Source organism: Pinisolibacter aquiterrae (assembly GCF_019160155.1).
Taxonomy (GTDB): domain Bacteria; phylum Pseudomonadota; class Alphaproteobacteria; order Rhizobiales; family Ancalomicrobiaceae; genus Pinisolibacter; species Pinisolibacter aquiterrae.
This window is the reverse complement of sequence record NZ_JAFNIH010000041.1, coordinates 151,311-166,770: the sequence shown is the minus strand read 5'-3', so window position 1 is coordinate 166,770 and position 15,460 is coordinate 151,311. Positions and strand designations below refer to the sequence as shown.

At 72.1% G+C, this 15,460-nt stretch carries 9 protein-coding genes; 7 read left to right on the top strand and 2 right to left on the bottom strand.

Annotated features, from left to right (window positions below; all coding sequences use genetic code 11):
* Positions 1–381: isochorismatase family protein (locus J3S89_RS16205; protein ID WP_217928788.1), on the bottom strand; the 381-nt coding region annotated here is incomplete at its 3' end.
* A 107-nt stretch (positions 382–488) separates the two neighbouring features.
* Between J3S89_RS16205 and J3S89_RS16200 the strand changes: the two genes are divergently transcribed.
* The gene (locus J3S89_RS16200; RefSeq protein WP_217928787.1) at positions 489–1,355 is read left to right on the top strand and encodes a LysR family transcriptional regulator; all 867 of its coding nucleotides are present in this window, start codon (positions 489–491) and stop codon (positions 1,353–1,355) included.
* Here the strand turns inward: J3S89_RS16200 and J3S89_RS16195 are convergent.
* On the bottom strand, positions 1,348–1,917 hold the full coding sequence (locus tag J3S89_RS16195) for a DUF4337 domain-containing protein (protein WP_217928785.1): 570 nt from the start codon (positions 1,915–1,917) through the stop codon (positions 1,348–1,350). The genes J3S89_RS16200 and J3S89_RS16195 overlap by 8 nt on opposite strands.
* A gap of 262 nt (positions 1,918–2,179) precedes the next feature.
* On the opposite strand from J3S89_RS16195, the gene ahcY reads away from it, so the two are divergent.
* The 6 genes from ahcY (at position 2,180) to addA (ending at position 15,399) form a co-directional block, all read left to right on the top strand.
* Complete coding sequence (ahcY, locus tag J3S89_RS16190) at positions 2,180–3,580, top strand: adenosylhomocysteinase (protein WP_217928783.1); 1,401 nt, start codon at positions 2,180–2,182, stop codon at positions 3,578–3,580.
* Positions 3,581–3,872: 292 nt separating this feature from the next.
* A complete protein-coding gene (locus J3S89_RS16185) occupies positions 3,873–6,305 on the top strand; it encodes a sensor histidine kinase (protein WP_217928781.1) in 2,433 nt (810 codons plus the stop codon).
* Between the two features lie 7 nt (positions 6,306–6,312).
* Positions 6,313–7,854, top strand: coding sequence for a tRNA (adenosine(37)-N6)-threonylcarbamoyltransferase complex ATPase subunit type 1 TsaE (tsaE, locus tag J3S89_RS16180; protein WP_217928780.1), 1,542 nt, complete (start codon positions 6,313–6,315; stop codon positions 7,852–7,854).
* A 27-nt stretch (positions 7,855–7,881) separates the two neighbouring features.
* A complete protein-coding gene (locus tag J3S89_RS16175; protein ID WP_230489191.1) occupies positions 7,882–8,631 on the top strand; it encodes a nucleotidyltransferase family protein in 750 nt (249 codons plus the stop codon).
* A 31-nt stretch (positions 8,632–8,662) separates the two neighbouring features.
* Positions 8,663–11,881, top strand: coding sequence for a double-strand break repair protein AddB (addB, locus tag J3S89_RS16170; RefSeq protein WP_217928779.1), 3,219 nt, complete (start codon positions 8,663–8,665; stop codon positions 11,879–11,881).
* The gene (addA, locus tag J3S89_RS16165) at positions 11,878–15,399 is read left to right on the top strand and encodes a double-strand break repair helicase AddA (protein ID WP_217928778.1); all 3,522 of its coding nucleotides are present in this window, start codon (positions 11,878–11,880) and stop codon (positions 15,397–15,399) included. Before addB ends, addA begins: the two co-directional genes overlap by 4 nt.
* Positions 15,400–15,460 lie beyond the last annotated feature (61 nt).

Below are 15,460 nucleotides of genomic sequence, written 5' to 3'. Positions count from 1 at the left end.
CGCGGCGCCGGGGGCCGGCAGATGCCGGGCGAGATCGGTCTCGACGAAGGCGGAGACGCGGCGCTTCTCGACCAGCGGCTCGCCCGCCTCCGGCGCGACCTCGGCGACGACGGCGCCGCGCGGGGCGGCGCGGTCGAAGGCCCCGCCGGGCCGGCCGGCATGGGCGACGTGGACGACCCGGCCGCCGGCGGCACGCACCGCGGCGAGAAGCGTCGCGGCCCGGGCGATCGCCGGTTCGACGCCGACCAGGGCGAGCGGACTCTCGCGATATTCGGTCTGCAGATCGATCAGGATCAGCGTCGCCTCGGCGAGGTTCGGCAGGGGCGGGACGGCGCCGGCCATCGCCAGGAGGGTCGTGGGCGGAAGGGGGGACGCGGGCATGATCGGCTCCGGGGCTCGGGAGTGGGGTCGCCCCTTCATCACCCGGCGACAGATCCGTTGAAATCGGCGATGATCGGAGGCGACCCTGCGAAAACGCAGAGACGAACATGCGCCGGCCCTTCCCCATCGACTGGGACGACCTCCACCTGATCCTCGACCTCACCGAGGCCGGCACGCTCGCGGCGGTGGCGCGGCGCCGGGGCGTCGACCAGACCACCGCGTCGCGCCGGCTCACCCGTCTCGAGGAGCGGATCGGCGAACCGCTGTTCGACCGGATCGAGCGGCGCCATCGCCCGCGCCCGCTGGCTCTCGCCTTGATGGCGGACCTCGAGGCGATGGCGGCGGCGGCGGCGCGGATCGACGCCAAGCTCGACGACGACCGGCTGCGGCTCTCGGGCACGGTGGTGATCTCGGCGGTCGACCTTCTGGCGACGCGTGTGCTGGCGCCGGCGGTCGCGGCATTCCGGACGCGCCACCCCGGAGTGCGGCTCGAGGTCGACGGCGAGGATCGCAACGTCTCGCTCGCCGCGCGCGAGGCCGACGTGGCGCTCAGGCTGGCGCGACCGGCGGCGGACGAAGCGCTGGCGCGGCGGCTCGGCGATCTCGTCTTCGGATTCTACGGTCCGGCCGGCGACGACGGGGCGGCCGATCGGCCGATCGCCGGCTACGGCGAGGCGCTCGACCACGTGCCGGAGAGCCGATGGCTCGCCACCGCCTTTCCGGGCCTGTTGCCGAGTTTCCGTTCCAACCGGATCGGCGCCATCGCCGAGGCGGTGGCGGGCGGCCATCGCGCGGTGTTGCCGTTCCTGATCGGCGCGAACGATCCGCGCATGACGCGTCTCAGCGGCGTCGAGCCGGTGGCGCGACGCGAGGTGTGGCTGCTGGTGCGCCCGGAACGGCGGCACGAGGCGGCGGTCGTCGCCGTGATCGACTGGATCACGGCGACGCTGAGGCCGGTGCTGGCGATCAGTTGAGGATCGACACCAGGAAATCGGGATGGAGCGCGGTCCAGCCGTTGAAGCCGGCGAGGCCGAAGACGGCGCCGCCGAGGCCGAGGACCCCGGCGAGGCCGAAGAGCCAGCGCACCCGCGTCAACGCCGTCACCGCGAAGAGGGCGAGCGAGATCGACAGCATCGCGTCGGAGAGGTCGAAGAGATCGTCGCGGTCGTTGCCGGCGTCGTAGTCGGCGGCGCGCGCCTTGGCCTTGGTCGCGGATTCCTCGGCGCGCGCCTTGAAGACGTCGGCCTGTTTCTTCCATTCGGCGAGTTTCGCGTCGCGCTCCGGCGAGGAGGGGATCGAGGCGCGGGCCTGTTCGATCGCCAGCTCGACGCCGAACTGGCGCTGGCGGCGGGCCTGATACTCGTTCCAGAAGTCGACCGTCTCGGCCTGCGCCTTCTGCATGGCCTGGACGACGTTGTCGTCCTTGATCTTGGAGACCGCCATGAAGGCGGACACCAGAGCCACCGCCACGGCGATGGAATTGTTGAAGCGATCCCGCGTCGCCACGCTCTCGGATCCGGGAACTTCGATCTCCATGAGGCCCTCCTCCCCTGCGTCGGAGGCGACAGGTCGTGCCGCGATCGCGGCTTTCTCGTGGCGGCGGAAGCGGGGGCGCCGGGTCCGTGGAAAGCTCGATATAAAGAAATCTTTATATCCTTATTGCCCCTGCCGGACGGCTCGATTATAACCCCGCCATCGCGCGCCCGCTCCGCCTCGGAGGGGGTGCCTTCTTCGCGTCGCGGCCGCCCGCGCGCGCCCGACGACGGGGGCCTCGCCCTCGGGTCTTCCGGAGATCGACATGACCCAGTTCACCGATTACGCCGTCAAGGACATGAGCCTCGCGCCCTGGGGCCGCAAGGAACTCGACATCGCCGAGACCGAGATGCCCGGCCTGATGGCGGTGCGCGCCGAATACGGCCCGTCGCAGGTCCTGAAGGGCGCCCGCATCGCCGGCTGCCTGCACATGACCATCCAGACGGCCGTGCTGATCGAGACGCTGACCGCGCTCGGCGCCGAGGTGCGCTGGTCGTCGTGCAACATCTTCTCGACCCAGGATCACGCCGCCGCCGCCATCGCGGCCGCGAACATCCCGGTCTTCGCCCACAAGGGCGAGAGCCTCGAGGAGTACTGGGGCTTCGTCGCCCGCACCTTCGACTGGCACGACGGCGGCGTGCCGAACATGATCCTCGACGACGGCGGCGACGCCACCATGTACGTCATCCTCGGCGCCGAGGCCGAGAAGGACATCTCGATCCTCGACAAGCCCGGCAACGAGGAGGAGATCGCCTTCTTCGCCGAGATCAAGAAGCGCATCGCCGCCCAGCCGGGCTGGTTCGCCAAGGTGCGCGCCTCGATCAAGGGCGTCTCGGAGGAGACCACCACCGGCGTCCACCGCCTCTATCAGCTGACCGAGCAGGGCCGCCTGCCGTTCCCGGCGATCAACGTCAACGACAGCGTCACCAAGTCGAAGTTCGACAATCTCTACGGCTGTCGTGAGAGCCTCGTCGACGGCATCCGTCGCGCCACCGACGTGATGCTCGCCGGCAAGATCGCGGTCGTCGCCGGCTACGGCGACGTCGGCAAGGGCTCGGCCGCCTCGCTTCGCAACGGCGGCGCCCGCGTGCTCGTCACCGAGATCGACCCGATCTGCGCGCTGCAGGCCGCGATGGAGGGCTACGAGGTCGTCACCATGGAAGCGGCCGCGCCGCGCGGCGACATCTTCGTCACCGCGACCGGCAACAAGGACGTCATCACCGCCGACCACATGCGGGCGATGAAGGACAACGCCATCGTCTGCAACATCGGCCACTTCGACGCCGAGATCCAGATCGGGGCGCTGCGCAACTACAAGTGGGAAAACATCAAGCCCCAGGTCGACCACGTCGTGTTCCCGGACGGCAAGCGCCTCATCGTGCTGTCGGAAGGCCGTCTGGTGAACCTCGGCAACGCCACGGGTCACCCGTCCTTCGTGATGTCGGCGTCCTTCACCAACCAGACGCTGGCGCAGATCGAGCTGTGGACCAACGGCGGATCTTACGAAAACCGCGTCTACACCCTGCCCAAGAAGCTCGATGAGAAGGTGGCGATGCTGCACCTCGCCAAGCTCGGCGTGCAGCTGTCGTCCCTGTCGCAGGAACAGGCCGACTACATCGGCGTTCCCACCGCCGGTCCGTTCAAGCCCGACCACTATCGCTATTGATCGGAAGTCTTCCTTCCCACGACATCTGGGGGCGCGGCGGAATTTCGCCGCGCCCTTCGCGTTTTCATGGGGCCGACTCTCCTCAGCCCCGCCCCGACACGGTATCTTGACGGTGATTCGGGGGGACTTCGACCGCGTATTCTTCGACGAAGTCCGATCAGCCAAGCCAGTCGTGCGAGACGAGAGGACCTTCGACATGTGGGGGCGGAGGGGAGGACGGATTCCGGCGTCGCTCCGACGATCGACGGCGAGCGTCGCGCTCGCGGCGGCGGGGCTCTTCGAGAGCCTCGACGTGGCCGCCGCCGCCGACAAGGTCGACGTCGTCTCCACGCACCAGATCATGCTCACCGCCTCGATGATCGGCGTCATCGCGGTCGCCGTCGCCTCCGCCGCCGGCATGATGCGCGCGCGCACGCGCGCCGAGGCGACGATCGCCCGGCTCAGCGCCGACAATGCCGACCTCAAGGCGCAGGTCGACCGGGCCGAGGCACTGCTCGATTCCGACGATCAACTGATCCTCGCCTGGGGCGCGCCCGGTGAGGCGCCGTTGCTGCTCGGCCTGCTCGGCCCGGACGCGGCCGCGCCGAAGAACCGGGCCGAATTCCTCGCCTTCGGATCGTGGCTGACCACCACCTCGGCGGCCGAACTCGACCGTGCCGTCGCGGCGCTGCGCGAGCGCGGGACCCCGTTCGATCTCGAACTCGGCACCCGCTCCGGCACGCATATCGAGGGCATGGGCCGGATGGCCGGCGGGCGCCCCTTCGTGCGCTTCTCCGATCTCACCGGCGAGCGGCGCGAGCATGCCGAACTGGCCGAACGTCACCGCCGGCTCCTCGCCGACGTCGAGGCGATGCGGGCGCTGTTCGAGGCGATGCCGAGCCCGGTGTGGATGCGCGGTCTCGACGGCCGGCTCGCCTGGGTCAATCAGGCCTATGCCCGGGCGGTCGACGCGGTCGATCCGGCGCAGGCGATCGACGGCGGGCTGGAACTCCTCGACGGCGCCGGCCGCAAGGCGATCGCCCAGGCGCGCAACGAAGCGCTGGCGGTCGATCTGCGCCTGCCCGTGGTGGTCGGCGGCAAGCGCGTGACCTACGACGTGGTCGACGTCGCCTCCGCCCACGGCGAGGCGGGCATCGCCATCGACGTCTCCAACCTCGAGCAGATCCAGGCGGAGCTGCGCCGGACGGTCGACTTCCACGCCCGCACCCTCGACCAATTGGCGACCGCCGTGGCGATCTTCGGCGCCGACAAGCGGCTCCAGTTCTACAACGCCGCCTTCCGCGGCCTGTGGGGCTTCGACGCCGCCTTCCTCGATTCCTCGCCCGACGACGGCACCCTGCTCGACCAGCTCCGGGCGGCGCGCAAGCTGCCCGAACAGGCCGACTGGCGCTCGTGGAAGCGGGACCTCCACGTCGCCTATCAGAGCCTCGACGCGCGCGAGCACTGGTGGCACCTGCCCGACGGGCAGACGCTGCGCGTCATCGCCAATCCGCATCCCCAGGGCGGCGTCACCTACATCTACGAGAACGTCACCGAGAGGCTCGACCTCGAGAAGCGTCACAACGCGCTGGTGCGGGTCCAGGGCGAGACCCTCGACCATCTCTCCGAGGGCGTGGTGGTGTTCGGCTCGGACGGCCGGCTGCGGCTGTGGAACCCGGCCTTCGTCTCGCTGTGGAAGCTCGACGAGGCGGGGCTCGCCTGCAAGCCGCACATCGGCGACGTGGTCAAGGCGCTCTCCACCCTCCACGACGACCCGACCACCTGGAACCGGCTGAAGATCGCCGTGACCGGGCTCTCGGAGAACCGCGACCGGCTGGCCGGGACGATCGAGCGGCGCGACGGGCTCGTGCTCGACTATGCCGGCGTGCCGCTGCCGGACGGGGCGACGCTGGTCACCTTCGTCAACGTCACCGACACGGTCAACGTCGAGCGGGCGCTGGTCGAGAAGAACGAGGCGCTCGAGGAGGCCGACCACATCAAGACCGACTTCGTCGGCCTCGTCTCCTACGAATTGCGCTCGCCGCTGACCAACATCGTCGGCTTCACCCATCTCCTCGCCGATCAGACCCGGACCGGGCCGCTCAACGACAAGCAGCGCGACTATACCCAGCACATCATGACCTCGAGCCAGGCCCTGATGGCGATCGTCGACGACATTCTCGACCTCGCCACCATCGACGCCGGGATCATGCGGCTGGAACTCGGCGAGGTCGATCTCGCCGAGGCCATCGCCGGGGCGATCGAGGGCATCAAGGACCGGCTCGCCGGGCGCCGGCTGACCCTCCTCACCGACGTCGCCGGCGATCTCGGCACCGTCACCGCCGACGAGAAGCGGATCCGCCAGATCCTCTTCAACCTGCTCTCCAACGCGGTCTCCTTCTCCACCGAGGGCGGCACCGTCAAGGTCACCGCCAAGCGTGACGGCGACGGCATTACGCTCTCGGTCGCCGACGACGGCGTCGGCATTCCCGAGGATCAGCTGCGGCAGGTGTTCGAGCGCTTCTACACCCGCCGGCAGGGGCCGCATCGCGGCGGCGCCGGGCTCGGTCTCTCGATCGTCAAGAACTTCGTCGAACTGCACGGCGGCACGGTGAGCATCACTTCCACCGAGGGACGCGGCACCGAGGTCGTGTGTCACCTGCCGGCGCTTCCCGCCGGCGACGCGGGGACCGCGCCTTCGTCCGAGGCGCCCTCGTCGACCCCCCTGTCCGCCGCCGGGGAATGAGGCGCCGATGAGCGACGACACGGTCTTTCTCGATCTGCGCCTGACGCTCGCCGACGAGACCGCGACCGTCGCGCTCGCCGAGGACCTCGCCGCGATCCTGCGCGTCGGCGACGTGGTGGCGCTGGTCGGCGATCTCGGCGCCGGCAAGTCGACCCTGGCGCGGGCGATGATCCGGGCGCTCGCCGACGACGACGCGCTCGAGGCGCCGAGCCCGACCTTCACGCTGGTGCAGGCCTATGCGCTGCCGCGTCTCATCGTCTCCCATTACGATCTCTATCGGCTGAGCGAGGCGAGCGAGCTCGACGAGCTCGGCTTCGACGAGGCCTTGCTCGAGGGCGCGGCGCTGATCGAATGGCCCGATCGCGCCGAGGATCGGCTGCCCGAGGACATGCTGGTGGTGGCGCTCGGCGCCGGGACGAATGCCGGCGAGCGCGTCGTGCGGATGACCGGCCCGGCCGAGGCCTGGGGCGCGCGGCTCGACCGGACGCTGGCGATCCGCGCCTTTCTCGAGGCGGCCGGCAGTCCGCGCGGCCATCGCCGCCATCTCCAGGGCGACGCCTCGTCGCGCTCCTACGAGCGGATCCACGACGCCCACGGCGCCTCCGTGCTGATGAACCATCCGCCCGAGCCCGACGACGCGGCCGGGCGCGCCCGAGTGGCGGCGCGGGCCGCCGCCAAGCTCGCCGAGGGGCCGCGCCCGTTCCTGGCGCTCGGCCTGGGGCTCGCGGCACAGGGCGTCTCGGTGCCGGAGATCCTCGCCCACGACCTCGACCAGGGTCTGATGCTGCTCGAGGATCTCGGGTCCGAGCCCTGCGTCGCCGGAGAGCCGCCGGCGCCGATCGTCGAGCGCTACCGAGCGGCGGTCGAACTCCTGGCGGCGTTGCACGACCGCGACCTGCCGTCGATCCTCGACGACGGCGAGGGCGAGAGCTATGCGTTGCCGGCCTACGACCTCGGCAATCTCGAGGCGGAGGTCTCGGTCTTCCTCGACTGGGGGATCCCGCATCTCCTGGAACGGCCGGCGAGCCTCGAGGAGCGGACCACGTTCCTCGCCCTCTGGCGGCCGCTCTTCGAGGAGATCATCGCCGGGCCACGGACCTGGTGCCTGCGCGACTATCATTCGCCCAATCTGCTCTGGCTCGCGGACCGCGAGGGGCTCGCCCGGGTCGGCGTGCTCGATTTCCAGGACACGATCCTCGGCCACCCCGCCTATGACGTCGTCTCGCTCGCCGAGGACGCGCGGGTCACGGTCGATCGCGCGCTCGAGGCGGAGCTGCGCGCGGCCTATGTCGCGGCGCGGCGGCGCCACGACACGGGCTTCGATCAGACCGCCTTCGACCGCGCCTATGCGATCCTGGCGGCGCAGCGCAACACGCGGATTCTCGGCGTCTTCGCGCGGCTGAAGGCGCGCGACGGCAAGCCGCACTATCTCGCCCATCTGCCGCGCCTGTGGGACTACCTCGACCGGGTGTTCGACGAACCTGTGTTGCGACCGCTGAAGCTCTGGTATGAGGACGTCGTGCCGGCCGACCGGCGCCTCGCCCGTTGATCGCCCGTTCTTCCGGTAGCTTCCCGCATGTCCTCGTCCCGACACTCCTCGCCCCTTTCCCGTCCGACCCACGCCATGGTGCTCGCCGCCGGTCTCGGCAAGCGCATGCGCCCGATCACGGCGACGACGCCGAAGCCCCTGGTGGAGGTCGGCGGCCGCGCCCTGATCGATCACGGGCTCGACCGGCTGCGCGCCGCCGGGGTCGAGACGGCGGTGGTCAACGTCCATTGGCTCGCCGATCTGGTCGAGGTTCACGTCGCCAAATGCGAGACGCCGCGAATCGTCGTCTCCGACGAGCGCGCGCTGCTGCTCGAGACCGGCGGCGGCGTGGTGAAGGCGCTGCCGGATCTCGGCACGGCGCCGTTCTATCTGATCAATTCCGACAGTTTCTGGATCGAGGGCTATCGGCCCAACCTCGACCTCCTGGCCGAGCGCTGGGACGAGGCGACGATGGACGCCCTGCTCCTCCTGGCGCCGACGGTCGGCTCGATCGGTTACGACGGGCTCGGCGACTTCACCATGGACGACACCGGCCGGCTCTCGCGCCGCGCCGAGCGGCGGGTCGCCCCCTTCGTCTATTCCGGCGCGGCGATCCTCCATCCGCGCCTGTTCGAGGGCGCGCCGCGCGGCGAGGCCTTCTCGCTCAACCGTCTGTTCGATCGCGCGCTCGAGGCGGGGCGTCTCTTCGGGCAGCGGATGAGTGGTGTATGGTTGCACGTCGGCACGCCGCGCGCGATTCGTGAGGCCGAGGCCGCCATCGCCGAGAGCGCCGACTGACGGCGCCGTGATCGATCGCGGGAGCGAGCCCTTGAGCCGTCGGGACGAGACCGGATCGACCTCCTCGCGGACCCCGGCGCCGCCGCGCGTCTTCTCGATCGAGGCGGGCCGGCCGTTCCTGCCGATCCTGGTCTCGGCGCTCCTCGACGGCGTGCTCGTCCCCGACTTCCGCTTCGACGGGTCCGACCCGACCCTCCTCGCCGACGTCACCGTCATGGTGCCGACCCGGCGCGCCGGACGCGCGCTTCGCGACGCCTTTCTCGCCGAGATCGCCGCGCGCGGGTTCGGACGGGCGGCGCTCCTGCCGGACATCCGCCCCTTCGGCGACGTCGAGGAGGACGGCGACGGGCTCGCCGACGCGGACGTCGATCTCGGGCCGGTGATCGCCCCGCTCGAACGGCGCCTGGTGATGACCCGTCTGGTGACCGGGTGGACGCGGCTCCTCGCCGGTGGCGCCACCCATCCGCTGACGAAGACCATGCCGACGCTGCCGACCAGCCCGGCCGAGGCGGTGCGCCTGTCGGACGCGCTGCTCGGCCTGATGGATCAGGTCGAATCGCAAGGGGCCGACTGGGGCCGGCTCGCCGAGATCGTGCCGGAGGATCACGCCCTCTATTGGCAGCTGACCCGCACGTTCCTGTCGATCGTCGCCGAGGCCTGGCCGAAACATCTCGCCGAGACCGGCCGCGACGACCCGACCCGGCGGCGCCACGCCGCCGTGCGCGCCGCCGCCCGGCGGCTCGAGGCGCGGCCGCCGAAGGGGCCGGTGATCGCCGCCGGATCGACCGGCTCGGTGCCGGCGACGGCCGAGTTGATCGCCACCATCGCCCGGCTGCCGCGCGGCGCGGCGGTGCTGCCGGGGCTCGACTTCGATCTCGACGAGGCGGCCTGGGCCGGTCTCGAACCGCGCGAGGACGGCGTCGACCGGCCGGTGCCGTCGCATCCGCAATACGGCCTGCGCCTCCTCCTCGACCGGCTCGGGATCGACCGGGCCGAGGTGACGCGGCTCGGCGACGACGGCTCGGGCGAAGCGGCGGCGCGGCGGCGGCTCCTCGGCGAGGCGATGCGGCCGGCCGCGACCACCGAGCGCTGGCGCGTCTTCGCCGACGACGTCTCCGCCGGCCGTTTCGACCTCGACGGCGCGCTCGACGGGCTGTCGCTGCTCGAGGCGCGCAACGAGGCGGAGGAGGCGGTCGCGGTGGCGCTGGCCATGCGCCGGGCGATCGAGGACCCCGAGGCCACCGCCGCGCTGGTCACGCCGGATCGCAATCTGGCGCGACGGGTCTCGGCCGAGCTCGCGCGCTGGGGGCTCGACATCGACGATTCCGCCGGGCGCCCGCTCGGCCACACTCCGCCGGGGGCGCTGCTGCGGCTGGTCGGCGAGGTCGCGCTCGGCGGCTTCGAGCCGGTGGCGACGGCGGCGCTCTTCGCCCATCCGCTGGCGCGATTCGGACGATCGGCCGAGGAGGCGCGGCGGCTCGGGCGGATCGTCGAATTGATCGCGCTGCGCGGCCCCGCGCCCGCGCCGGGCGGTCTCGGCCTTCTCGCCGCCTTCGACGAGGCGGCCGAGGCGATCGACGCGGCACCCTGGCGGACGGCGGCGGCGCGCGCCCGGCCGGGTGCGGAGGACCGCGCGGCAGCCCGCGCCATGCTCATCGATCTCCTCGCGCTCGTCGCCCCGCTCGAGGCGATGACCGGCCTTCGCGAACGGCCGCTCGCCGACTGGGTCGCGACCCATGTGGCGGCGGCGCGGGCGATCGCCCGCGACGAGACCGGCGCCGACACAGCGCTCTTCGAGGGCGAGGAGGGCGAGGCGCTCGCCCGGGCGCTCGCCGGTCTGGTGGAAGCCGCGCGCGAGCCGGCGACCGCGATCGAGCTCTCCGGCGCCACCTGGCCCGGCTTCCTCGACGCGCTCATCGGCGATCTGCCGACCAATCGGCGCACGGCGCCGGGGGCGCGGCTCTTCGTCTTCGGTCCGCTCGAGGCGCGTCTCCTCTCCTTCGATCTCCTGGTGCTCGCCGGGCTCGACGAGGGGATCTGGCCGATCACCACCCGCTCCGATCCGTGGTTGTCGCGGCCGATGCGGCGGTCGATGGCGCTCGAGGCGCCGGAGCGGCGCGTCGGTCTCGCCGCCCACGACTTCGTGCAAGGGGCGGCGGCGCCGCGGGTGATCCTCGCCCGCGCCGCGCGTTCGGGCGGCACGCCGACGGTGCCTTCGCGCTGGCTGCAGCGGCTCGCGACGGTGATCGGCAAGCCGGGACAGGAGCGCCTGCGCGAACGCGCCGCCGATCTCGTCGCCCTCGCCCGTCGGCTCGATCGCGGCGACGGCGTCGCGCGGCCGATCGGCCGGCCGATCCCGTGCCCGCCGCTCGCGCTTCGCCCGCAACGCGCCTCGGTCACCGAGATCGAGACCTGGATCCGCGACCCTTACGCGATCTATGCCCGGCGCATCCTGAAGCTCGATCCGCTCGATCCGATCGGCGCGGCGATCGGCGTCGCCGAGCGCGGCACCTTCGTCCACGAGGTGCTCGCCGCCTTCGTCGCGGACGGCGTGTCGCCGCGCGGCGCGGCGGCGCGCGACCGGCTGATCGCGATCGGCGAGGAACGGCTCGCCGCCTTCGCCGCCTTCCCCGAGACGGTGACGCTGTGGCGGGCCCGTCTGGCGGCGATCGCGACCTGGTGGATCGAGGAGGAGGCGAAGCGCGATCCGACGACCGCCGAACGCCACGCGGAGGTCCCCGGCGATCTGAAATGGGTCGTCGACGGCGTGCCCTTCCGCCTGACCGGCCGGGCCGACCGCATCGACCTCCTCGACGACGGCCGCGTGCGGCTGATCGACTTCAAGACCGGCACCCCGCCGTCGGAGCGGCAGGTGCAGAGCCTGTTGTCGCCGCAGTTGGCGCTCGAGACCGCGATGGTTCTGCGCGGCGCCTTCGACCGGACCGGCGCGACCCGTTTCACCGGGCGGCCGATCGCCGAGATCGCCTATGTCCATCTCAAGGGCGGACGCGACGGCGGTAAATGGGAGGAACGCGCCAAGGCCAAGGGCGAGGATCTCGGCCCCGAGGATCTGGCGGCGGCGGCCTTCGACAAGCTCGAGGCGCTGGTGCGGCACTATCGGTTGGTCACGACCGGCTATGCCTCACGGCCGCGCGTCCAGTTCGAGAAGGCGCGGAGCGGCGACTACGATCATCTCGCCCGGGTCGCCGAATGGGCGGCGGGCGAAGGCGGCGACGGAGACGAGGCATGAGCGTGCGTCTCGTCGTTCCCGCCGACACGGTCGCGCGCCAGCGCCGCGCCTCGAACCCGGCCACCTCGGCCTGGGTCTCGGCCAATGCCGGCTCGGGCAAGACCCATGTTCTGACCCAGCGGGTGATCCGCTGTCTCCTCGCCGGCACCCCGGCCAATCGCATCCTCTGCCTCACCTTCACCAAGGCGGCGGCGGCGAACATGTCGAACAAGGTGTTCGAGACGCTCGGCGAATGGGCGGTGGCGGAGGACGCGGCGCTGAGGCGCGCGATCGGCGAGGCGGAGGGCACGGAGCCGGCGGCGATCCCGCCGGACCGGCTGGCGCGGGCGCGGCGGCTCTTCGCCGAGGCGATCGAGACCCCCGGCGGCCTCAAGATCCAGACCATCCACGCCTTCTGCGAGAGCATCCTCAAGCAGTTTCCGCTCGAGGCCGATCTCGGCGGCAGTTTCGACATTCTCGACGACCGCCAGACCCGCGATCTCGTCGCGCGGGCACGTGAGAGCGTGTTGGTGGCGGCGAGCGCGGCCGGCCCCGGCGACGCGCTCGGGGCGGCGCTGACGACGGTGCTCGAGGCGGCGAGCGAGGATCGGCTGGAGCGGGTGCTCGGGGCGCTGGTCGGCGCGCGCGAGGATCTGCGCCAATGGCTGCGCGAGGTCGGCGACATCGAGGCGGCGATCGTCGATCTCGCCGCCTCGATGGGGGTCGATCCGACGAACGAGGACGGCGATCTCGTCGCGACGATGCTGGCCTCGCCGGAGTTTCCCCTCTCCCTGCTCGGACCGCTCGGCGCGGCCTGGGGCGCCTCCTCGACCAACGACGTCAAACAGGCCGAGCGGCTCGGCCGCGCCCGCGACACCTCGCTTTCGCCGGAGGATCGGCTGAAGGGGTGGTCGGAGGTGTTCTTCACCGGCGCCGGCACCGCGCGTTCCGCGAGAACCTTCGCCACCAAGGCGGTTCTCGAGGCCTTTCCCGATCTCCTCGACCGGGCGGCGCGCGAGGTGACCCGGCTCGACGCGCTCGCCGACAGGCGCGCGGCCCTCGCCTCGTTCCGTGCCTCGGCCGCGTTGCTCCGCCTCGGCGACCGGGTGATCGGGATCTACGAGAGCGCCAAGCGAGCCCGCAGCGCCGTCGACTTCGACGATCTCGTCGCGCGCACCGCCGACCTCCTGTCGCGCTCCGACGCGGCGCGCTGGGTCCAGTACAAGCTCGACGGCGGCATCGACCACATCCTGATCGACGAGGCGCAGGACACCAATCCACGCCAGTGGCGGATCGTCTCGGGCCTGGCCGAGGAGTTCTTCGCCGGCGAAGGAGCCCGGCGCGCGCAGCGGACGATCTTCGCCGTCGGTGACGAGAAGCAGTCGATCTACTCCTTCCAAGGGGCGGCGCCGGAGACGTTCAGCGAGAGCCGCGACGCGTTCGAGCGACAGGCGACGGGGTCCGGCAGCGGCTTCGCCGACGTCGATCTGGTGATGAGCTTCCGCTCGGTGCCGGCGGTGCTCTCCGCCGTCGACACGGTCTTCGCCGATCCCGTCCGGAGGGCGCGGATCCTCTCCGATCCCGCCGCCTACACCGAGCACGGAGCGCTGCGCGATCGCGCGCCCGGCCGGGTCGAAGTGTGGCCGATGCTGAAGCCGGACGCGATCGCCGAGCCGGAGGACTGGACCGCGCCGCTCGACCGCAGCCACGCCTCGATGCCGCACGTGCGGCTGGCGCGGGCGATCGCCGAGGAGATCACCCGGCTGACCGATCCGGCCGCGTCGCGACCCGGCGGATCGGGGCCTGTGGCGCGCAAGGACGTGATCGTGCTGGTGCGCAAGCGCGGCCCCTTCGTCGACGCGATGAACCGGGTGCTGAAGGAGCGCGGCATCCCGGTCGCCGGCCAGGACCGGCTGAAGCTGACCGATCACATCGCCATTCTCGATCTCCTGGCCTTGGCGCGCGCGGTGACCATGCCGGAGGACGATCTCTCGCTCGCCGCCGCCCTCAAGAGCCCGCTGTTCGGGCTCGACGACGACGCACTCGTCACCATCGCCGCCGAGCGCGCGGACGGGGAGAGCCTCGACGCGGCGCTCGCCCGGATCGCGCCGGCGCATCCCGCCCTCGCCGCCGCCGACGTTCGGCTCCGACGTTGGCGGGCGGCGGCGGAGCGCTGGCCGACCTACGAGTTCTTCGCCCGGGTGCTCGCCGCCGACGGCGGCCGGCGCGCCTTCGTGGCGCGGCTCGGCTCGGAGGCCGACGACGTGCTCGACGAGTTCCTGTCGCTGGCGCTCGCCGCCGATCGCGGACCGGCGCCGAGCCTCGCCCGCTTCGTCGAGGGGCTCGCGGCCGACGCGCCGGAGATCAAGCGCGAGATGGACGAGGCCCGCGACGAGGTGCGGGTGATGACCGTGCACGGCTCCAAGGGGCTCGAGGCCTCGGTGGTGTTCCTGGTCGACGACGGCGCCGCGCCGATCTCGGCGAGCCATGCGCCGCCGCTCCTCCGTCTCGATCCGCCGGGCATCGGCGGGCGCGAGGCGCCGCTCCTCGCCTGGAGCCGGGGCAAGGTCGATCCCCGCGTCCTCGAGACGGCCAAGGCGCGGGCGCGGACCTCCGCCGAGAACGAATATCTGCGGCTCCTCTACGTCGCGATGACGCGGGCCAAGGATCGCCTGATCGTCTGCGGTCATCTCCGCAGCAAGGAGGCGGCGGCGGACTGTTGGCACCGGGTGGTGCGCGACGCGCTGACGCCGGGGTCGCAGGCGTTCCCCTTCGGCGACGACGACGAGACGCTGCTCGTGTGGGCGCGCGGCGAGGCGGAGGCGGCCGAGCCCGCCGCCGAGGCGGAGCCGGCCGAGACGCCCGCCGCCGAGACGCGGCCGGCCTGGGTCGACCGGCCGCCGCCGGAACGCGAGGCGGCGCGGCGGCTGACCCCGTCGCGGGCGGAGGAGGACGAGGCGGCCGAGCGGCGGCCGGCGGCGCGTCACGCGCTCGACGCGGCGCTGACGCCGGAGAGCCCGGAGAAGCAGCGCGGCCTTCTCACCCACCGGCTGCTCGAGGTTCTGCCGAGCCTTCCGGCCGAGGCGCGCGCCGAGGCGGCGCGCCGCCACGTCGCCGCGCGGGCCGGGGCGCTCGACGCCACCACCCGCGAGGCGATCGTCGCCGAGGTCGAGGCGGTGCTCACCGATCCCGCCTTCGCCGAGGTCTTCGCCGAGGGATCGCGGGCGGAGGTGGCGATCGCCGGCGAGATCGTCGGGGCGAGCGGCGGGCGGATCGACGTCTCCGGCCGCATCGACCGGCTGGCGGTCGGATCGAGCGAGGTTCTGGTGGTCGATTACAAGAGCGATCGCGGTGACGGCGCGACGCCGGCCCATCTCGCCCAGCTCGCGCTCTATCGCCGTCTGCTCGGGGAGATGTTCCCAGGCCGAGTGATCCGCTGCGCGCTCCTGTGGACCGCGATCCCGCGTCTCGAGGAGATCGCGGTCGAGCGGCTCGACGCCGCCGCGCGCCGGCTGGGGATCGGCCGAGAGGCGCGGTGAGCCGGCGGCTCCGATCGCGATCCTTTGATCTTGAGGGTCGGCGGGTCCGTACCCCCAGCAT

What these genes read in the sequence shown, in the direction of transcription:
- J3S89_RS16200 (WP_217928787.1), top strand. Translation starts at nt 489, where the DNA reads ATGCGCCGGCCCTTCCCCATCGACTGGGACGACCTCCACCTGATCCTC.
- J3S89_RS16195 (WP_217928785.1), bottom strand. Translation starts at nt 1,917, where the DNA reads ATGGAGATCGAAGTTCCCGGATCCGAGAGCGTGGCGACGCGGGATCGC.
- ahcY (WP_217928783.1), top strand. Translation starts at nt 2,180, where the DNA reads ATGACCCAGTTCACCGATTACGCCGTCAAGGACATGAGCCTCGCGCCC.
- tsaE (WP_217928780.1), top strand. Translation starts at nt 6,313, where the DNA reads ATGAGCGACGACACGGTCTTTCTCGATCTGCGCCTGACGCTCGCCGAC.
- J3S89_RS16175 (WP_230489191.1), top strand. Translation starts at nt 7,882, where the DNA reads ATGTCCTCGTCCCGACACTCCTCGCCCCTTTCCCGTCCGACCCACGCC.
- addA (WP_217928778.1), top strand. Translation starts at nt 11,878, where the DNA reads ATGAGCGTGCGTCTCGTCGTTCCCGCCGACACGGTCGCGCGCCAGCGC.